20 protein-coding genes are annotated in these 18,987 nt (G+C 34.3%); 14 read left to right on the top strand and 6 right to left on the bottom strand.

Translation table 11 applies throughout. From position 1 onward, the window contains the following. Positions 1-22: 22 nt before the first annotated feature. A complete protein-coding gene (locus FBD94_RS23655; protein ID WP_136882051.1) occupies positions 23-1,168 on the bottom strand; it encodes a methionine aminotransferase in 1,146 nt (381 codons plus the stop codon). Positions 1,169-1,236: 68 nt separating this feature from the next. Between FBD94_RS23655 and FBD94_RS23650 the strand changes: the two genes are divergently transcribed. Next, the gene (locus FBD94_RS23650) at positions 1,237-2,007 is read left to right on the top strand and encodes a queuosine precursor transporter (RefSeq protein ID WP_136882050.1); all 771 of its coding nucleotides are present in this window, start codon (positions 1,237-1,239) and stop codon (positions 2,005-2,007) included. 39 nt (positions 2,008-2,046) lie between these two features. Here the strand turns inward: FBD94_RS23650 and FBD94_RS23645 are convergent, their stop codons facing one another. The 4 genes from FBD94_RS23645 to FBD94_RS23630 form a co-directional block, all read right to left on the bottom strand. Next, positions 2,047-2,424, bottom strand: a complete 378-nt coding sequence (locus FBD94_RS23645) for a GreA/GreB family elongation factor (RefSeq protein WP_131610590.1) — start codon at positions 2,422-2,424, stop codon at positions 2,047-2,049. Positions 2,425-2,784: 360 nt separating this feature from the next. Beyond that, positions 2,785-3,237: an RES family NAD+ phosphorylase gene (locus tag FBD94_RS23640; RefSeq protein ID WP_131610591.1), complete on the bottom strand. Its 453-nt coding sequence runs from the start codon at positions 3,235-3,237 to the stop codon at positions 2,785-2,787. 2 nt (positions 3,238-3,239) lie between these two features. Then, the gene (parS, locus tag FBD94_RS23635; protein ID WP_131610592.1) at positions 3,240-3,698 is read right to left on the bottom strand and encodes a type II RES/Xre toxin-antitoxin system antitoxin; all 459 of its coding nucleotides are present in this window, start codon (positions 3,696-3,698) and stop codon (positions 3,240-3,242) included. A gap of 64 nt (positions 3,699-3,762) precedes the next feature. After that, complete coding sequence (locus tag FBD94_RS23630; RefSeq protein ID WP_131610593.1) at positions 3,763-4,125, bottom strand: response regulator transcription factor; 363 nt, start codon at positions 4,123-4,125, stop codon at positions 3,763-3,765. 216 nt (positions 4,126-4,341) lie between these two features. Here FBD94_RS23630 and FBD94_RS23625 point away from each other — a divergent pair, with 216 nt between their 5' ends. The 3 genes from FBD94_RS23625 to FBD94_RS23615 all read left to right on the top strand — a co-directional run bounded on the left by FBD94_RS23625 (position 4,342) and on the right by FBD94_RS23615 (position 6,241). Next, a complete protein-coding gene (locus FBD94_RS23625) occupies positions 4,342-4,521 on the top strand; it encodes a histone H1 (protein WP_090778888.1) in 180 nt (59 codons plus the stop codon). A gap of 63 nt (positions 4,522-4,584) precedes the next feature. Next, on the top strand, positions 4,585-5,574 hold the full coding sequence (gene mgrA / locus FBD94_RS23620) for an L-glyceraldehyde 3-phosphate reductase (protein WP_131610594.1): 990 nt from the start codon (positions 4,585-4,587) through the stop codon (positions 5,572-5,574). Positions 5,575-5,593: 19 nt separating this feature from the next. Further along, complete coding sequence (locus tag FBD94_RS23615) at positions 5,594-6,241, top strand: YceH family protein (RefSeq protein ID WP_136882049.1); 648 nt, start codon at positions 5,594-5,596, stop codon at positions 6,239-6,241. Between the two features lie 33 nt (positions 6,242-6,274). On the opposite strand, the gene FBD94_RS23610 is transcribed toward FBD94_RS23615, so the two are convergent. Beyond that, positions 6,275-6,694 carry a helix-turn-helix transcriptional regulator gene (locus FBD94_RS23610; RefSeq protein WP_131610596.1) on the bottom strand — a complete coding sequence of 140 codons (420 nt, stop codon included), beginning with the start codon at positions 6,692-6,694 and terminating at the stop codon, positions 6,275-6,277. 641 nt (positions 6,695-7,335) lie between these two features. Between FBD94_RS23610 and tviB the strand changes: the two genes are divergently transcribed. From tviB to FBD94_RS23560, 10 genes are read left to right on the top strand one after another with little or no spacing between them, the layout of a single operon-like run. Further along, positions 7,336-8,628, top strand: a complete 1,293-nt coding sequence (tviB, locus tag FBD94_RS23605; RefSeq protein ID WP_136882048.1) for a Vi polysaccharide biosynthesis UDP-N-acetylglucosamine C-6 dehydrogenase TviB — start codon at positions 7,336-7,338, stop codon at positions 8,626-8,628. Between the two features lie 6 nt (positions 8,629-8,634). Continuing rightward, positions 8,635-10,083, top strand: coding sequence for a lipopolysaccharide biosynthesis protein (locus tag FBD94_RS23600; protein WP_131610598.1), 1,449 nt, complete (start codon positions 8,635-8,637; stop codon positions 10,081-10,083). 51 nt (positions 10,084-10,134) lie between these two features. Next, positions 10,135-10,998, top strand: coding sequence for a glycosyltransferase family 2 protein (locus FBD94_RS23595; RefSeq protein ID WP_136882047.1), 864 nt, complete (start codon positions 10,135-10,137; stop codon positions 10,996-10,998). Between the two features lie 43 nt (positions 10,999-11,041). Then, positions 11,042-12,193 (top strand): O-antigen ligase family protein, encoded by a 1,152-nt coding sequence (locus tag FBD94_RS23590; RefSeq protein WP_131610600.1) that lies wholly within the window; start codon positions 11,042-11,044, stop codon positions 12,191-12,193. Between the two features lie 3 nt (positions 12,194-12,196). Next, positions 12,197-14,044, top strand: a complete 1,848-nt coding sequence (gene asnB, locus FBD94_RS23585) for an asparagine synthase (glutamine-hydrolyzing) (protein ID WP_136882046.1) — start codon at positions 12,197-12,199, stop codon at positions 14,042-14,044. A 46-nt stretch (positions 14,045-14,090) separates the two neighbouring features. Continuing rightward, positions 14,091-15,197 (top strand): glycosyltransferase, encoded by a 1,107-nt coding sequence (locus FBD94_RS23580; RefSeq protein WP_131610602.1) that lies wholly within the window; start codon positions 14,091-14,093, stop codon positions 15,195-15,197. 14 nt (positions 15,198-15,211) lie between these two features. Further along, positions 15,212-15,808 (top strand): sugar transferase, encoded by a 597-nt coding sequence (locus FBD94_RS23575; RefSeq protein WP_131610603.1) that lies wholly within the window; start codon positions 15,212-15,214, stop codon positions 15,806-15,808. 17 nt (positions 15,809-15,825) lie between these two features. After that, entirely contained in the window at positions 15,826-16,941 is a 1,116-nt protein-coding gene (locus FBD94_RS23570; RefSeq protein ID WP_136882045.1) for a glycosyltransferase family 4 protein, read from the top strand. Positions 16,942-16,973: 32 nt separating this feature from the next. Continuing rightward, positions 16,974-17,870 carry a glucosamine inositolphosphorylceramide transferase family protein gene (locus FBD94_RS23565; protein ID WP_131610605.1) on the top strand — a complete coding sequence of 299 codons (897 nt, stop codon included), beginning with the start codon at positions 16,974-16,976 and terminating at the stop codon, positions 17,868-17,870. Next, positions 17,867-18,949, top strand: a complete 1,083-nt coding sequence (locus FBD94_RS23560) for a glycosyltransferase (RefSeq protein WP_136882044.1) — start codon at positions 17,867-17,869, stop codon at positions 18,947-18,949. The genes FBD94_RS23565 and FBD94_RS23560 overlap by 4 nt, the downstream gene beginning before the upstream one ends. The last annotated feature ends 38 nt before the right edge of the window (positions 18,950-18,987 follow it).

Below are 18,987 nucleotides of genomic sequence, written 5' to 3'. Positions count from 1 at the left end.
ATTCTAATTTATAGGGATTAAATTATAATTTCATTAGTCTTTCAACGGCTTTTTCCAGTGTTTCTTGCTTTTTTGCAAAACAAAATCGCAATACCTGATGATCTGTAGTCCTAATATAGAAGGCTGAAACAGGGATACTAGCGACACCATATTCTTTAACCAGCCTTATAGCCATGTCTGTATCCTTTTCTTTATTTAGGTGAGCATAGCTAACACATTGGAAATAAGATCCGTTACAAGGTAGTAATTTAAAGTTGGTTTCCATGAGCAGGGAGCGGAAGAAATCTCGTTTCTGTTGAAAGAACCCAGGAAGGCTTGTGTAAGTCTCCGGATCTTTGAGGTAGTTGGCAATCCCCAGTTGCATAGGAGTATTTACACTAAAGACATTAAATTGGTGTACTTTTCTAAATTCCTTCATTAGTTGTTCGGGAGCAAGGCAATACCCCATTTTCCAACCCGTGGCATGCAGTAGTTTTCCAAATGACGCCACAATAAAGCTTCTTTCTCTTAATTCAGGGTATAAAGCAATGCTTCGATGTTTATTGTCATCAAATATAATGTGTTCATATACCTCATCACTTAAAATCAAGATGTCAGTGTTCTTGGTTAATTTAATCAGTGCTTTTATGTCTTTTTCTGATAGAGTACAGCCTGTAGGGTTTTGCGGGCTGTTCAGGATAATCATTTTAGTGTTAGCTGTAAATAGTTTTTTAACCATTTCCCAGTCTATTTCATAATTGGGCGGAGCCAGTTCGTAAGGCTTACACAAGCCCCCTAATAATTTAATAGCTGGGGCATAACAATCATAAGCAGGTTCGAAAATGATCACCTCATCGCCAGAATTAATGCAAGAGCTTAAAGCTGTAAAAATTGCCTGAGTACCACCTGCAGTAATCGTTACTTCAGTATTTGGATGGTAACTGGCTCCATATAAATTACTGACTTTCTCGGCAATCAGTTCTCTAAGAACTGGTAAACCCGGCATTGGAGCATATTGGTTAAAGCCTTTTTGCATGGCATCGTTCACAAAATTTAATAGTTTGGGATTGCAATCGTAGTCAGGGAAACCCTGAGACAAGTTAATTGCTTTATGCTCTTCTGCTAATTTCGACATTACAGTAAATATAGTAGTGCCGGTGTGTGGTAATTTTGAATTTATTGATATCATGTTACAGCGAAAATAGAAATAATATTTTATCACCTTATGTCAGATTTATTTAATAATTTCAACCTGCTATGAGTTTTAAAACAAAAGAGAGTAAGTTATTACTCGTTCTTGGGAGCTTTTTTGTAGCTAATGCCATATTATCAGAGTTTATAGGAGTAAAGATCTTTACGGTAGAGGGAACCCTGGGAATCAAGCAATTTGACATTAGTTTATTGGGTGTACCTAATTTATCTTTTAACATGTCGGCGGGAGTGTTAACCTGGCCTTTGATATTTATCATGACTGATATTATTAACGAATATTATGGCGTTAGGCAGGTTCGTTTTTTATCTGTATTGACCGCCATTTTAATTTCCTATGCTTTTATTGTAGTAGGGGCAGCCATGCATCTTACACCCTCAGGTTTTTGGATAAATCAAAATATTAACGGACAACAAGTGAATATGAATGCTGCATTTTCGGGTATATTTGGGCAGGGAATGTGGATTATTGTTGGTTCTGTAATTGCTTTTTTAGTGGGCCAGATAGCTGATGTAGTTATTTTTCATCGCATTAAGGTGATTACTGGTGATAAAGCTTTATGGTTGCGTGCCACTGGTTCAACAGTTGTTTCACAATGTATTGATAGTTTTGTAGTAATCTTTATCGCATTCTATTTGAATCCGCAATACCACTGGAGTTGGCAAATGGTAGCCGCGATCGGTTTGGTTAATTATACATATAAGTTTATTGTAGCCATTTTAATGACACCTTTACTGTACCTGGTGCATGGTATTATTGATAATTTCTTAGGAAAGGACCTGGCGCAACGAATGATTAAAATGGCTGGAAGGAGATAGGGCGGTTCCCAATATCTCCTGAGTGATGTTTTAAGCCAATTAGAGTCTGTTAACTTCAAGAATTTTGAATTCCTGTATACCATCAGGCATTTCCCAATTGATACTGTCGCCTGTTCTGTAGCCAAATAAGGCAATGCCTATTGGTGCGAATACAGATACTTTTTGAACTTTGATATTTGCTTCTTCGGGCATGACTAGCTTAAATGTAAATTCTTTTCCTGATTTTACATTTGCTATCCTGGCTTCCGATTTTAAACATACAACATCTGATGGGAGCTCGTCTTCAGAATAAATTGTGGCTGCTTTTAGCTCTGCTTGTAGTTTTTCTTTATTGTAAGCGCTCATATTTGATTTTTCCAAATGCTCTTTTAAAAGTTTGAAGTCGCTTTTTGACAGTGATAATGATTTTGTTTCCATGATTTATATGTATTAATATAATTATTGAACTAGGCTCAAACGCAAACTGAACGATAACCCGATTTACAGGCTGCTATAATGCTCCGTTAAAAAAATGTATAGAATAGTTTACCAGAAAAAATCTGAGCCCCTGAATCGAAGAAGGTAAAAGGAATGATTCGGGGCTTAAATGATAAAGTCCTTACTCGTGATTTGAAAGGTGAAGCCTAATGGATAGTTTTCTCTAAAAAACTTTTTGAATAGGGCATAGGCCTGCAATTGACTTTTATTGTAAGTCACCACTAAAGCTTTATGAATCCCTTTTTGTTCCATTTTTGCTAATGTCGTCAGCTTTTTCTAAAATTCAAAGTAAAATGAATATTATGACATTTTTATCCTTTTATCAAAAATGAAATCCTCGGATTTTAACAATTTGATAGACTTGAAATCCGGATGGAGTGGATTGATGATGTAATTGTATTCGGCATGGATGATGGAAGATGGAACTTTTAGGATAGCAGATTTTTTTTCCTTTACCCAATCTTCCCCTAATTTTTGAGTAATTGGTATTTGACTAAATTCGGTCCAGTTTGCTGGGAGTTTTTTTTGTTCAATAGTCAGAATACAGAGGTCATCCGGTATTACAATGGTCATTACTTTAAAAAGATGGTTCAATCCAACCTGATTTCTGTGAACCACATTTTCGAGGCAAGCTAGCGAACGTGAGCCTGCAGTGTAGATCATTTCAACATCATTGGGATTCCATCGGGCAGCTCTGCCCGAGGCGTTTAATGTAGTCGCATATTTAGCTAGTGCAATACGGAATACCTGCATAACTAGGCTAAATCACCGTATTCTATTCTGATTAGTTCTTCTTCTATAAGAGAAATACCGGTAATTGTATCCATCAAATCAAAGGGGATTTTATTACCAAGGCCATATGAAGGTGTATTTAGCCATTGATGAAATGCATCTGCAGAACCAAACACAGCTATGCCCTTATCAAACAAAGAAAACGACTTTAAAAGCTTTTCGCTTAAAGGGGCATCTAATTTTGAAGAATTAGAAACGTAATTTTGTATGGTTTTAACATTGGTTTTGAAAGTATCTTGAAATTCTTCTTTGCTAAAGCCGGATAGTGTTAAAAAATCAAGCGCCGCTTTCGCAGGTAAGCCTTTTTTAGAATTTGTAAGTAGACTTATTGAATTGCCGTATAGGGATTGATATGGTGCTATTAGCTCGGCAACAACGGATAATTTAGTTTTGGTTTTATAAGGTTTTTGAGTAGCAGCCATAATTTCTCGTATTTAAGGTTATTCAAATTTAAGAAATTTTTCTTATGTTATTAGAATTTTTTCTTCAAGCGGATAGTTGCCCTTTAACCTGATGAATAAAATGATTAAGGTCAAATGGTTTACTAATAAAATCATCTGCTCCAGCTTCATCTAATGCCGACTTTTCAGCCGCATGGGCAGACATGATGATGATTGGAATGTTTAATGTCTCTGTATCTGATTTTAGTGTGCGACATATATTAATGCCATTACCATCCGGCAACATTACATCTAAAATAATCAGATTTGGTTTTTGCCTATGCAAACTTCTATAGAATGCAGTTGCAGTCGCAAAAGCCTCGACCTCATACCCCTCTTCTAAAAGTACATACTCAATAATAAACCGAATGTCTTCATCATCTTCAATAAGGTGTATAAATTTAGCCATAATTGATGTTTGCTGCGAGATAATTCTGAATAGGATAACTTAGAAAATAACCCTTTTAGGGCTCAAAAGGTTTTAAAATAATAAAGATTGAATAGAAAAATGCAATACAAGGCAAGTTCTGTACGATTATTTGTAAAAAAATATATATTTGGCTTAAATTAAAATGGGAACGGTATAAGCAGCTTCCATATTATTAAAAGAAAAAACACAAAAAACATGGAAAAATTTTCAAAAGTTAAAGAATTATTAGCTTCTGTTGAAGCTGATGCAGAGAAATTTTACAGTGCAGGAAACAATGCTGCAGGTACAAGAGTACGTAAAGCTATGCAAGATTTAAAAGTACTTGCTCAAGAGATCCGTACCGAAGTAACAGAAAAGAAAAATACTGGTAAATAATATCTGATGCTCTAAATATCAGTAACCAGCTGTTGTTGGTTACTGATATTTTTAATAAAAAATATGTCGTATACACCCAACAGTTCTAGATACTCAGAGATGCAATATCGCCGATGTGGCAAAAGTGGATTAAAATTATCTGCAATTTCGTTGGGGTTGTGGCATAATTTCGGCCATGTTGATCAGTTAGAAAATTGTAGTAATATTTTAAAGTTGGCTTTTGATCGGGGAATTACTCATTTTGATCTAGCCAATAACTATGGGCCGCCTCCAGGCTCAGCTGAAGAAAATTTCGGTCGTTTACTAAAACGAGATTTTTCAGGATATAGAGATGAGATGATTATTTCTACCAAAGCTGGTTATACTATGTGGGATGGACCTTATGGTGATTGGGGATCTAAAAAGTACCTGGTATCTAGTCTTGATCAAAGTTTAAAACGATTAAATCTTAATTATGTTGACATTTTTTACCATCATAGACCTGACCCTGAAACCCCTTTAGAGGAGACCATGGCAGCGCTTGACTTAATTGTCCGTCAAGGTAAGGCGCTATATGTGGGGATTTCAAACTATGGACCTATTGAAGCAGCCAGAGCAATCCAGTTGTTAAAAGAACTCGGAACTCCCTGTATCATTCATCAACCCAAATACTCCATGTACGAACGTTGGATAGAAGACGGCTTGTTGGATCTGTTAGGAAATGAAGGTGTAGGTTGTATTCCATTTTCACCTCTGGCCCAGGGGATGCTAACTGATAAGTATTTGAAAGGAATTCCAAGTGATTCAAGGGCTGCAAAAGCGCACGGTGCCCTGCAACAAAACCAAATTACTGAAGAGCGGTTAGTGCAACTAAATCAATTAAATGCAATTGCAGAGAGCCGTGGACAAAAATTAGCCCAAATGGCATTGTCATGGATACTACGTGATGACCGTATTACCTCGGTTTTAGTTGGTGCAAGCAAGCCAGAACAATTGGCTGATTCCTTAGCCTGTTTAAGCAATATAAGCTTCAGCAAAATCGAGCTTGATCAAATAGAAAATATCCTTATATGATTTATTCCTATATTTAGGGATGGAATCTTCGCAAAATTTACCAATTCTTGATGGTGTCGAACTCCGCGTTTTAGGCGTGCTGATGGAGAAATCGAAAACAACACCAGAGTATTATCCGATGACAATCAACGCGATTACGCTTGCTTGTAACCAAAAAACATCCAGAAAACCGGTTGTGCAATACGATGATCAAACCGTAATACTGGCATTGGACACTTTAAAAAGAAAAAGCCTTGTCTCTACAGCTACTGGCGGTTCAAGCCGTAGTGTAAAATACAAACATAATTTTGCTATTGTGTTTCCTGTTACCCCACCAGAAGTATCTGTAATTTGTTTGTTAATATTAAGGGGCCCCCAAACTCCAGGCGAATTAAATACGAATTCTGGAAGGATGTATGAGTTTGAATCTCTTGATGAGGTACAAGCTGTGCTTGAAAGACTTTCTGATCCAGAAATGCCTTATGTATTACAGTTGCCAAAGCGCCCAGGACAGAAAGAGGTACGCTATGTTCATTTATTAGCTGGCATTCCAGATCTTAGCCAGATTGATCAAGATGAAGCTTCTACAAGGCCTGCTACTGAATTAGAAACAAGACTTGTTAAAGTAGAGCAGGAACTAGCAGAATTGAAAGAAGCTTTCGAAAAACTGATGAAAGAATTGTATTGAGGTTAGGTGTAGGTTAAACTATGATCTGTTTTGTCAATGATGATATACTCTTTCATGAGCATGCATTACCGAAGAGCTTGGTTTAATGCTTCCAAAATCTATTTTTGCTTCAGGTTTGGAGTATTGACTAAGTAATTCAGTGTACTTTTCTAAAAGTGTGATATACTTAGTCATCCAGTATTGGATGGAACAATCCTCATTTTGATCTGTTTTATTACTCACTACATCTAGTGTAGCATGATGTTTTGCATTGGCAAATTCTTCAGGAAATTCATTTGCAAAGTCATGGTTTATTGCTTGCCCAATCTTGCAAATAGTTTCAATATTTAAATGTCCGTGCTCAAACCAGTTGTAAATGGATGTTCTACTAACATGTAGTATTCGTGATAGTTCACTGATTCCGATTTTTGTTCGAACAATGCGTTCTATCACATCCCCTTTATTAGATGTCATAATTAGTCTATAGTTTAGATGAAACTTACTATACTCTAAAAAAATGCTCAAGACTAGAGGGATGTGCTAATCTCTATCTAAAGTTAAGTAAAATATTATGAATGAAACAAGAGTTATTTTTTTTTTATAAACATTGTCAACTTTTGTCTACATATGCAAGTGTTGAAAGTCTCAATTAATCGAAATGGTTTTGTTGTAAATAGAGGTAATTACGGCTTTACTAGGCTAAAGGTGTTGATTTTTCTCTTTTAAAAGAAGTGATAAATGGATTCTTTTAATCTTTTATAAAATTAATTGTAAAGCTTTTGTAAACCCATGTGTATAAATTATACAATTGTACGACAACTCTAAAAATCACTTATCTTCTTGTGATATTTTGCATAGCTTTATTTCATGAAATTAATTGTTTAGCAGATGTTTCTAAACTGAAAGCTATATATAAATGTATAGTTGAGTTATTAATTATCTGATAGATAAATTATAATAGAAGAGAAAATATTTTATTAGCTATTTTCATTCAAGAATCAGCCGATGTAACTGATGTAGCGAAGCTATATACAATAGGAGTTAAAGATGGACTCGTTTGGGACCAGAATCCTCATAATCCTTTTCAAGATCAAATTATAAATAAACCTTATAAAATGTTAGACGCGCACACTAAAATCGCTATCATTGGTCTTGGCTATGTAGGCCTACCGTTAGCCGTAGAATTTGCAAAAAAGTATAAAACATTCGGTTTTGATATTAATGGAGAGCGCATCGCCGAACTCAATTCAGGATTTGATCATACACTTGAAATTAGTTCGGATGACTTAAATCATGTACTTACCTATGATTGTACATCTCCGCTGGGTTTGTATTGTACCGGTGATATTGAAAAAATAAAAAATTGCTCCGTATACATTGTTACTGTGCCAACGCCTGTAGATAAAAATAATCGCCCCGATTTAACACCTTTAGTAAAAGCAAGTATAACCGTTGGTCAGGTTCTTAAAAAGGGTGATATTGTAATTTATGAATCAACCGTTTATCCTGGTGTTACAGAAGATGAATGTGTGCCTGTTTTAGCTAAAACATCGGGTTTAAAGTTTAATATTGATTTTTTTGCAGGTTACTCGCCAGAGCGTATCAATCCGGGGGATAAAAGCCATACCGTAGCCAACATTCTTAAAATAACCTCTGGTTCTACTGCAGAAATAGCCGAAATTGTTGATCAGCTTTACAATTCTATTATCACCGCAGGTACTCACAAAGCTTCCTCTATTAAAGTTGCAGAAGCCGCTAAGATCATTGAAAATGCACAACGTGACATCAACATTGCCTTTGTAAATGAGTTGGCTATGATTTTCAATCGTCTAGGAATTAATACCAATGAAGTATTAGATGCTGCTGGTACAAAGTGGAATTTTTTGAACTTTAGACCTGGTTTAGTTGGTGGGCATTGTATTGGAGTAGATCCTTATTACCTGGCACAAAAGGCACAAGAGGTTGGTTATCATCCCGAAATTATCTTAGCCGGACGTAGGGTAAATGATGGAATGGGGGCCTATGTTGCTGATCAGTTGATTAAACAGATGATTCAAAAAAATACACAGATCATTGGTGCTAAAGTGCTGGTTTTGGGTTTTACATTTAAAGAGAACTGCCCGGATGTACGTAATACCAAAGTAATAGATATTATTAACCGCTTAAAAGAATACAATGTTCATGTAACCGTTCACGACCCATGGGCAAATGTAGAGAATGCGAAACATGAATATGGGATTGTATGCGAGAATGGGGAATCGAAAACCAGAAAGTATGATGGAATATTATTAGCAGTTGCGCATCAAGAGTTTAAAAGCATTGATTTGAGAGAATTGTGTAAAAAAAATGGAGTAATATATGATGTGAAATCAATGCTCCCTGATGAATCAGTAGATTTTAGATTGTAAAAAATAATGGATTTAGAAGGGAGAACGGTTTACGGAGTTTTTTGGTCAATCAGTCAAGAATTAAGCTCTAAGTTTATAAGCTTTTTTATCACAATTATACTCGCCAGGATTTTGTCACCAGCCGAATTTGGCTTAATAGCCATGCTATCCATTTTTATTGCAATAGGAAATTCATTATTAGACGGAGGCTTAACATCTTCATTAATTCGGACAACTGAGATAACACAAAAGGATTGCTCAACGGTTTTCTATTTTAATTTAATTGGGAGTATAGTTATATATCTACTTTTGTTTCTCTCAGCGCCTTTAATAGCTAATTTTTATAATCAACCAGTGCTCACCAATGTAGTTCGTGTTTATGGTATTGCGGTAATCATAAATGCTTTTTTTGGAATTCAGCAAACACTCCTGGTTAAAGAGATGAGGTTCAAAACAATGACAATGATTCAGATACCATCGGTTATAGGTGGCGGTATTCTAGGAGTTTTTTTGGCCACATTGGGTTATGGAGTTTGGAGTTTAGTATGGATGAGTTTACTTAATTCGTTTATATCTACCGTATTACATTGGGGTTATTCTGCATGGCGACCAATCTTTTTATTCGATTCAAATAGCTTTAAAAATCATTTTAACTACGGTTATAAATTAACACTGTCGGGACTAATTGATAGGTTATATCAAAATATTTATACCATAATCATTGGTAAATTTTACATGCCTGCTCAGCTGGGCTTTTATTCCAGAGCTGATTCTATTAGTCAACTTCCTATTGGAATAATATCATCAGCGATAAATAAAGTTACATTTCCAATGTTTGTTAATATAGCACATGATAGCGAACAGCTTTTAAACGTATATAGGAAAGTAATGTTGCAGGTTCTTTTTTGGATGGCACCATCTTTAGTAGCATTGTGTGTAATAGCAGAACCATTATTTAGATTGATGTTAACTGACAAGTGGTTACCGGCTGTTCCTTACTTTCAAATTTTATGTATTTCAGGTATAACTTATCCAATACATGCCTACAATCTAAATATTTTAAAAGTAAAAGGACATAGCAATTTATTCTTAAGGCTTGAGATCATAAAAAAAGTGCTTTGCGTTATTGGTATTATTTGTGTTTTTCCATTCGGTATTTACGGCCTCTTATACTTTCAGTTGATTTTTAGTTTTTTAGGTTTCTATATCAATTCCATTTATACGGTTAGATTTATCAATTACCCATTTATTAAACAGGTTGAGGACATATTACCAATTTTATTTGTTTCTGGTTTAATTGGTGTAAGTTGTTATTTTTTAGACAAACTATTAGTTGCATCCAATTTTAATGATGCCTTCAGAATTATAATCGTGGGACTCACTTACTTCGTCAGTTATTTTTCCTTGAGCTTCCTCTTTAAATTATCAGCGATCATTGATTTTAAACACTTGATCTTAAAAAGATTGTACCAGTAACAGCATAGGTATGTTATTGGGTGTATATAATGAAAAATTTAATTGTATAGAATGGAAACAAGTAGTGAAGAAATCGTGCTTAGTGTTTGTTGTGTCACTTATAATCACGAAAAGTATATCGCTCAAGCGATTGAAGGTTTTTTAATGCAGAAAACGACTTTTAAATTCGAGGTGTTAATTGGTGAAGATTGTTCTACCGATGAGACAAGAAAAATAGTAGATGAATATGCGTTGAAATATCCTGATAAAATAACGTTGGTTACTTCAGAAGTTAATGTTGGCGCTCATAAAAATGCAGTGAGGATATTTAGTAAGGTGAAGGGGAGATATGTCGCTCTGTGCGATGGCGATGATTATTGGACTGATCCTTTAAAATTACAAAAACAAGTTGATTTTCTGGAACAAAATCAAGATTACATAATGTGTTGTCATTATTCAAAGCGAATTAAAGAAAATAATGAGATATATTATATGAATTTGAATCCCAAACCAATAACCTATTCTTTTGAGGATATATTGTTTGATAATGATTTTGAAACGGTTCTTCTTTCTGTTGTTTTTAGAAATACCCCAGAAATCAATCAGATGTATAAAGCTGATTGGTTCTTTCAAAGTAATGCTCCAGATAGATTTCTCAAGCTGTATGCAACTTTTACATCTGGGAAAGATATTTATGTTTTGCCCGAAATAATGAGTTGTTACAGAAAACATACCGGGGGGATCTGGAGTACGCTACATCCTAAAATCATAAAGCAAAAGACACTTAGCGATTTATATCTGATAATTAAAATTTTTAAATATTCAAGAGTTCAGAAATTTAAGCTGCTGCTATATTACCTTAAAAATTACTTTCTGTTCGAAGTTAAAGACCATAGCATTCAAAATGCTTTTAGCACAATAAAGACTATACTGTAAATCAGGTTGTTACATTTAAAGGTGATTCAAAAAGTTTTTCAAGATGAAATACATTAGGATAATTATTCTATTTTTAATTTTCTGTAATCTTCCAAGTTATTTTTTGGCTAAGAGTAGTGCGTCCTTAGGTCAGCTTTTCAGCTATAGCACTTTTCTTCTTATAATAGTGTATTATATTTTTAGTAAAACTAAGAAGTTAATAGTTCCATTTGTTGTTTTAGGATTTTTATTCTTTTTGATCTCCATATTGGTAAGTGCAGATAATACTCAGACTTATCTAGTAACTCTAGTTAAGTATTTTATTGTCGTAATTATGGGCGCAATTGTAGTAAGTGATACAACTAAGGAAGAAATGTATATAGTCCTTTTACTAGGATGTTTAAGTATAATTTACGAATCTATGTTTATAGAGGGCATAGGTGGTAGGTATAGGGGATTTTACTTAAATCCTAATGCCGCAGGTTACGCTTGTATATTGGGTTACTGTTTGAGCTTTTCTATAGATAATAGAAAACTAAAAATTGCTGGTCAATTGTTGTTTTCCATTGCGGGCTTTATGACTTTTTCCAGGACATTTTTGCTGATTTGGGTGTTAATTAATCTGTTTTCATTATTTATTAGTTATCAAAATGTTTATAAAATTATTGTGGGGGTGGTTTTGTTTAGCTTGTTTCTTTCTTTTGGTAGTAAATTAGATTTAAGTGCTAAAAGATTGCACGCTTTTTCAGGTATACTACAGGGAAAAGTAAATGATGATTTAAAAGAAGAGTCCAGAGAAGAAACTTGGTCACATTATTACAATAAGCTTCTAATTAACCCTGTTCTTGGCAATGGCTACCATTCTTTTAGTGGAGAAACGTTTGGGCGGGGAAACAATACATTCACCATTCATAATGGTGTACACAATACATTTTTAATGATAATGGGTGAAGCTGGATTTTTTGTGCTATTATATTTTACATGGATTTACGGAGGCTTTTTAGTTAATGGTTTTAGGATGTTTGGCAGTAATCCAGTAATTTTTTTTGTTTCATTTTCCTTAATAATGTACATGCTCACAAACCATAATTATTTTGAAAATAACTTGGTGCTGTTTGTTTCCATGTGGATCTATATTCAAATAGATAAGTGGAAAAACAATGAGGTTGAGACAACATTTGGTTATAAGTTAAACTTATCAAATCAAAGTATTTAGCTTATGTGCGGAATTTATTTAACGAACATTCCTTTTACAAAGGATGAGGTAAAGTCAAAATTAAAAACGATACAGTTTAGAGGGCCTGATTATATGGGCATTCAAAAACAATCTGATTTAACTTTTGGGCATTTAAGGTTGGCTATTTTGGACTTAAATGTTCGTTCTAATCAACCTATGCAATTTGAAGATCTTGTAATTGTATTTAATGGGGAGATTTATAATTTTCATGAGCTACGAAATGATCTGATCAGTTTAGGATATTCCTTTAGTACAACTGGCGATACAGAAGTGCTGCTAAAAGGTTATAAAGAATGGGGAGCAGCCCTCGTCAGCAAACTAAATGGAATGTTCGCATTTGCAATATATGATTCCACATCAAGAAAAGTATTTTGTTCAAGGGATCGATTGGGGGTAAAACCATTCTATTACTCATGGATCGATGGACAATTTGAAATCTGTAGTCAATTAAGGCCCATAAGTCACAACAAGCAAATAAATGAAGAAGCCATTTCAATGTATTTAGACTGTGGATATATTCCAAGCCCTTATAGCATTTACCAGAACGTTTATAAACTGCCTCCAGGAAATAATCTTGAAATTGATTTGACTGAGCAAAAATATGAAATTAAAGAGTATTGGAATTTAAAGAAGGTAAAGGATACAGACTTGTCTTATGAAGAAGCTAAGGAAAAAGTACATGATTTGTTAAAAGAAGCAGTGAAAATACGATTGGAATCTGATGTTCCTTTTGGAACATTTCTTTCCGGTGGGATAGATTCAGCTTTGGTATCGAGTATTGCGGCTAAAATTTCAAAAAATCCGATTCGTACATTTTCAATCGGATTTGATGATGCTAAATATGATGAAAGTAAAGCCGCTGCCAATTATGCTAAGATTATAGGTTCTGATCATACAGAAACCATTTGCAAGCCAACTGATGTGTTAGAGATGATACCAAAATTGATAGCAGTGTATGATGAGCCTTTTGGAGATAGTTCGGCCTTGCCCTCCTTGTTGTTAAATAAAGTAACTAAGCAATCAGTTACCATGGCTTTATCTGGTGATGGCGGGGATGAAAGCTTTTTTGGTTACAATCATTTCAGATTAGTTACTTATGCAAGTAAAGTTACGTTTGTTCCGAGGTTGTTAAGAAAGTTAGCGTCAAAAATGTTGGTTTTAAATATCTTAGGGCGTAGAAATCAATCGTGTAAAGGGATATTAAATGTGGGTTCTAAGTATGATTTTATTGCCGGAATATTTGTAGGTTTTGATTCGCTTTTAAAAAAACGTGATTTTAAATGGCTATCTCATTATAAAGGCTATCAAACCTGGTCAGAAAATTTGCTACAGGCAACAGCCGATTTGAATATCAAACTGTGGTTAGAAAACGATAGCAATGCGAAAGTTGATCGTGCAAGCATGGCTTATTCAGTGGAGGTAAGAAGCCCATTTTTAGATTATAATATTATAGAGTTTGCAAGAACACTTCCTGTCGCATTTCGCTATGAAAAAGGAAATAGAAAAAGAATATTAAAAGACATTCTTAAAGACTACATCCCGGAAGAAGTATTTGATTTGCCCAAAAAAGGATTTGCCGTACCTCTGGATGGATGGATAAGAAATGAACTACGTAAAGATTTTGAAGAAAATTTAACTGATGATTTTTTACATCTGGTTCCCAACTTGAACATAAAAAAGTTTAAATCGATGTTTCGGCAACATTTGGATGGAGAGTACGACTATTCATCCCATATCTGGAGACTATATGTGTTGTCGAGATGGTACCAGGAATTCGGATTTTATACTAGAAAAACTGTCAAAGAGCATGTGCTTGTTTACACCAGCTAATTAATAGCTGATATTTAGTATCCCATCAAATATTAAGGCTGATAAAATGGAAAAAAAGTTATTTTTTGTCATTAATAACCTGTATAGCGGAGGAGCAGAAAGAGTGGTGTCTACACTCGCCAACGAATTTAGTAAGCAGGGATTTAATGTTTTTATCGTTTGTCTGAACCAGGCTGAGTTAGGCTATCACATTTCTCCTGAAATTACCATCGTAAACCTTTTAAAAGAGCGAAGTAAAGAACATATTTTTAACAGATTGAAATATGCATCATTAATCTATTTAAGACTATTCAAATTGCTGGTTAAGGAAAGGCCAATTTGTGTTGTTTCTTTCATGACCACATCCAATCTATGGACAGGATTGGTTTGTAACTTAATTAATATTCCATACATCGTATCTGAAAGAACCACACCCGACAATACCATTAATTCTTTTAATTATTTTTTGAGAAAACTCACTTTTTTGATTTATAAAAAGTCTAAAACCGTAGTTCTCCCAGCAAAAGGAATTGAAGATTGCATCAAAAGAAACCACACTTTTAAAAAATTAAATAACATTAAAATTATTTGCAATCCGATAAATACTTTTCAGTCTCCTTCTGATGTAAATGTATATGGTAGAAAGTTTATTCTTGGCGTAGGTCGTCTTTCCTACATTAAAGGTTTCGATCGGCTAATAGAGGCCTACAGTAGTATTGGAGTAGATGATATTGATTTAATAATTGTTGGGGATGGAGACGAGCACGCGAATTTGTCAATTCAGATTGAAAAATTAGGTCTCCAAAATAGGGTTAAACTGATTGGTACCAAAGATAACTTACAAGACTATTATAGCCAGGCTGAATTGTTTGTTTTACCTTCTAGAAACGAAGGGTCTCCCAATGCTTTAATAGAGGCTATGAGTTTTGGATGTGCATGTATTGCGATGGATTGTGAATTTGGCCCATCAGAATTAATAGAAAATGAAAAAAATGGAATCTTAATAGAAGCTGATAATGTACTGAAGCTTACCGCTGCTATTCAAAGTTTACTAACTAATGCTGAGCTGAGAAAAAGGATAGCCATAAATGCACAATTAATCCATCGAACTAATTCTTTGGATGGGGTTTTTCTGCAGTGGAAAAATTTGATTTTGTCTGATACAACAGTTTAAAAAAAAACATAGCCATGGACGCAAAACGCACATTTGATATCCTATTTTCTTCTATGGGATTAATTATACTTAGTCCTGTTTTTGCAGTGGTTGGTCTGCTCATTATCATAGATTCAAAAGGAGGAGTATTCTATCGGCAGATTCGTGTAGGAAAGAATGTCGAAGATTTTCCACTTTATAAATTCAGAACAATGTACGTGCATGATAAGGACCAACAATTACTTACTATTGGTGATCACGATGCCCGAGTGACAAAAGTTGGGTATTGGTTGAGAAAATATAAACTGGATGAGTTACCTCAACTATTGAATGTTTTAAAAGGTCATATGAGCTTCGTTGGTCCTCGACCTGAAGTACGTAAATATGTAAATCTGTACAATGATGACCAACTAATGGTGCTTTCGGTTAAACCGGGAATTACAGACTGGGCATCGATTCAATTTTCAAATGAAAGTGAACTTCTGGCGCAATCTGAGGACCCTGATAATTTTTACATAAATGAATTGATTCGTTTAAAAACTACACAGAATCTTAAGTATATCAATAATCATGATTTATGGGTTGATCTGAAAATAATACTTCTGACGCTAAGAAAAATTATAGTTAGATAAAATAATAAAATAGACTCATGGCCAAAGTAAAAATTGTTCATATTATAGGTGCACTTGGAAGAGGAGGAGCGGAGCGTTTTGTGGTTGACTTATGTAATGAGTTAGCAAAAAATGACCAGTATGAAATATATTTAGTTTCTCTTTGTGATAATAATGTAGATACAACCTTTCTTAATGAAGTGGGTAATAAAGTCAATTACTTATCATTTCATAAGAAAAGAGGGTTAAGCTTAAAGGTGCTTTTGAAATTGACATCCTGGTTAGTGAAACAAAATGCAGATGTAGTTCATTCTCATTTAAATGCTTTGGAATATTTGCTGTTGTACACGTTCAGGAGCAGTCGTTGTAGGTTTTTTCATACCATCCATTCCATAGCCGAAGCTGAGTGTCCTAATTTTCTTATCAAATCATTTCGAGAAATCCTTTACCGAAGTCATAAGGTAACTCCGATAGTGGTTTCAGCAGATGGAAGCGAATCGTTTAGAAGATACTATGGATTGGATAATGAAACTGTAATTGAAAATGGTCGTCCATTTTTAAATCTAACCGATAAAGCTCCTTTGTTGATTGAAGAATACAAAAAAGATGAGAATTCTTTTCTTTTAATTCATGTGGGAAGAATTATCAAAGTAAAAAATCAACTGTTATTGATTAAAGCTGTACAAAAGTTTAATACTATAGAAGAACAAAAATGCAAGTTGTTAATCATCGGAGATATACGGGATGAATCTTTATATCAAGAATTGTATGCACAGGCAGGAAAAGATAGATTTATTGAATTTTTAGGGGGGAAAGATAACATTGCTGATTATTTAAATATAGCTGATTTTTTCTGTCTATCCAGTTTCCATGAAGGAATGCCAATTTCTTTAATCGAGGCATTGTCGGTTGGCTGTATATCTATTTGCACTAAGGTTGGTGGCATTAAAAACATGATAGAAAACGAAATAAATGGCTTTTTAAGTATGGATAACAGTGTAGATTCATACTATCAAACGATGAAGAAAGCTATTTTTTATCCGGACAAGCAAAGGATTAAGGAAAATAGTTTTAACTCATTTAAACAGAATTACCATATAGGAGCTTCGGGTGAGAAACATTTCCATGCCTATAGTCTTGGTTTAAAAAGATAATGTAATTCTTGTTATTTAATCCTGAGCTTAACATGAACAAGGTAATAGATAGATATTTTGGTGCAGATAAATGGAACATTGGATTTGTGAAACAATCTGTTGAAGATTTAATTGTCAGAAAAAAATTCAGTAAGAAAGTAGTTTGGCTAGAGGAGGATAAGGCCGATTATTCAGCTGATCCATTTGTTGTCAATATAGATTCCAATCTTTTCATTTACTACGAAGAACTTGATTTCTGGAAGATTAAAGGCAAGATTTCTCGAATCAAAAATTTTAATTTTGATACTAAGCAAAGGGTAACAGGCTTTAGTCCAAAAGAGATCCACTTTTCGTACCCATATATTTTTGAAGAAAAGTCTAATTTTTATTGCATTCCGGAAACAGCAGATGCAGGTGAAGTAAGTCTGTATCAATTCAACCATGAAAATTATACGGAACTTAATAAAAAGAGAATTTTGTTGGAAGGACCACGCTATGTTGACACTTCTATAATCAACTATAATGGGAAGTATTGGTTGTTTACAAATATAGATGGCAAATTGAATGATATATACATATATCATTCAGACTCATTAGAAGGTGAATTTAAGCCACACAAATTAAATCCTATTCATGTTGATTCAAAAAATTGCAGGGGTGCTGGTAATTTGTTTACAGTCGGGGGAGAACTTTACCGACCTACTCAAAACCTCGAAGTTCGCTATGGAGGATCGATAATGATCAATAAGATTTCCGAACTTTCAGAGCAGTCGTTTAAATCTGAGGTTGATTTCGAATTGTTACCTGAAGCCCCTTATTTAGAAGGTATGCATAACATTAGTTTTGGAAGGGATTTGATTGTTGTAGATGGGAAAAGAAGGAGACATTCCGTAATTACACCGCTACACAGGTTACTAAAAAAGGTGCTTTATAGAAAAAAGTGTTCATGAAATTAATTCCACATCGATTATTATTCGTATCCATGTCTGATACTGCAGGCGGCGCAGAAAATATTTTGTGTATGGTTGCAAGTGTAACGGATAGTCCTTTAGTTTTTCTAAAGCACATCTACAATTCCAGATTGCAGATACCTAAGTTTTTGAAAGTTAAATATTTAACCAATGGGTCTATGCTGTTGGGCTTTTTTAAGCTTGTTAAGGCGCTTTATCCTTACAGAAAAGACTATACAATAATTAGTACACATCCTTATCTCAATTCGTATTTAGGCTTGCTCAAGCGCGTTGGATATATAAAATCGAATTTGATTGTCCGTGAATGTACCTCAGTATTTACGCGTTACACAGGAATTAAAAAATTGACTTATCAGATTGCATATAGATTAGGTTATCCCGCTGTTAATTTAATCATCTGCCAAACAGAAATAATGCGGAGTCAACTTCTGGAGGAAAACAAATTTATTCCGATGAACAAAGCGTTGACTAAAGAAAATCCTATTGACCTGAATCATATATTAAAAAAAGCAGAGGAGCCTTTAAACGATAGTAACGATAATTCGGATTTTATTTGTTCAGCAGGACGATTGATTGCTGAAAAAGGCTTTTCAATATTAATCCGTGCATTTGTAAATATTGCACAGCAGCATAATAATTTAAAACTATTGATATTAGGAGAAGGCAAAGAGCGTAACAATCTTAATAGTTTAATAAAAGAAACGGGTCTCGAGGGACGGGTAATTCTAATGGGCCACGTTGATAATCCCATACCTTATTTTAAAAAAGCAAAACTATGTGTAGTTTCTTCCATTAAAGAAGGATTCCCAAATGTTTTATTAGAAATGATGGCGGTAAGCTCTTCCTCTGTAATCTCAACCTTATGTGCAGGGGGGATTGAAGATATTCCCAGTATAGTAAAAGTAAAGGTTAATGATGCTATAGCCTTAGCAGCAGCAATGGATTCTGTCTTACACAGCTATTCTAAAGATAATGATGTAAAGTATTACTTTAAACGTCGTACGCCAAAAAATTATATTGATTCTATTTTAAAGGAAGCCGATAAACTCCATTCCTAATTCTCTTCGGCTTGGTGATATGCATTTCGAAAATTATT

The sequence above is a fragment of the Pedobacter hiemivivus genome (assembly GCF_005144565.1).
Lineage (GTDB): Bacteria > Bacteroidota > Bacteroidia > Sphingobacteriales > Sphingobacteriaceae > Pedobacter > Pedobacter hiemivivus.
This window is presented reverse-complemented; position numbering and strand designations above follow the sequence as displayed.

Bases quoted from the DNA above. Each gene is read 5' to 3' on its own strand.
- FBD94_RS23655 (WP_136882051.1), bottom strand. From the start codon at position 1,168: ATGATATCAATAAATTCAAAATTACCACACACCGGCACTACTATATTT.
- FBD94_RS23650 (WP_136882050.1), top strand. From the start codon at position 1,237: ATGAGTTTTAAAACAAAAGAGAGTAAGTTATTACTCGTTCTTGGGAGC.
- FBD94_RS23645 (WP_131610590.1), bottom strand. From the start codon at position 2,424: ATGGAAACAAAATCATTATCACTGTCAAAAAGCGACTTCAAACTTTTA.
- FBD94_RS23640 (WP_131610591.1), bottom strand. From the start codon at position 3,237: ATGCAGGTATTCCGTATTGCACTAGCTAAATATGCGACTACATTAAAC.
- parS (WP_131610592.1), bottom strand. From the start codon at position 3,698: ATGGCTGCTACTCAAAAACCTTATAAAACCAAAACTAAATTATCCGTT.
- FBD94_RS23630 (WP_131610593.1), bottom strand. From the start codon at position 4,125: ATGGCTAAATTTATACACCTTATTGAAGATGATGAAGACATTCGGTTT.
- FBD94_RS23625 (WP_090778888.1), top strand. From the start codon at position 4,342: ATGGAAAAATTTTCAAAAGTTAAAGAATTATTAGCTTCTGTTGAAGCT.
- mgrA (WP_131610594.1), top strand. From the start codon at position 4,585: ATGTCGTATACACCCAACAGTTCTAGATACTCAGAGATGCAATATCGC.
- FBD94_RS23615 (WP_136882049.1), top strand. From the start codon at position 5,594: ATGGAATCTTCGCAAAATTTACCAATTCTTGATGGTGTCGAACTCCGC.
- FBD94_RS23610 (WP_131610596.1), bottom strand. From the start codon at position 6,694: ATGACATCTAATAAAGGGGATGTGATAGAACGCATTGTTCGAACAAAA.
- tviB (WP_136882048.1), top strand. From the start codon at position 7,336: ATGTTAGACGCGCACACTAAAATCGCTATCATTGGTCTTGGCTATGTA.
- FBD94_RS23600 (WP_131610598.1), top strand. From the start codon at position 8,635: ATGGATTTAGAAGGGAGAACGGTTTACGGAGTTTTTTGGTCAATCAGT.
- FBD94_RS23595 (WP_136882047.1), top strand. From the start codon at position 10,135: ATGGAAACAAGTAGTGAAGAAATCGTGCTTAGTGTTTGTTGTGTCACT.
- FBD94_RS23590 (WP_131610600.1), top strand. From the start codon at position 11,042: ATGAAATACATTAGGATAATTATTCTATTTTTAATTTTCTGTAATCTT.
- asnB (WP_136882046.1), top strand. From the start codon at position 12,197: ATGTGCGGAATTTATTTAACGAACATTCCTTTTACAAAGGATGAGGTA.
- FBD94_RS23580 (WP_131610602.1), top strand. From the start codon at position 14,091: ATGGAAAAAAAGTTATTTTTTGTCATTAATAACCTGTATAGCGGAGGA.
- FBD94_RS23575 (WP_131610603.1), top strand. From the start codon at position 15,212: ATGGACGCAAAACGCACATTTGATATCCTATTTTCTTCTATGGGATTA.
- FBD94_RS23570 (WP_136882045.1), top strand. From the start codon at position 15,826: ATGGCCAAAGTAAAAATTGTTCATATTATAGGTGCACTTGGAAGAGGA.
- FBD94_RS23565 (WP_131610605.1), top strand. From the start codon at position 16,974: ATGAACAAGGTAATAGATAGATATTTTGGTGCAGATAAATGGAACATT.
- FBD94_RS23560 (WP_136882044.1), top strand. From the start codon at position 17,867: ATGAAATTAATTCCACATCGATTATTATTCGTATCCATGTCTGATACT.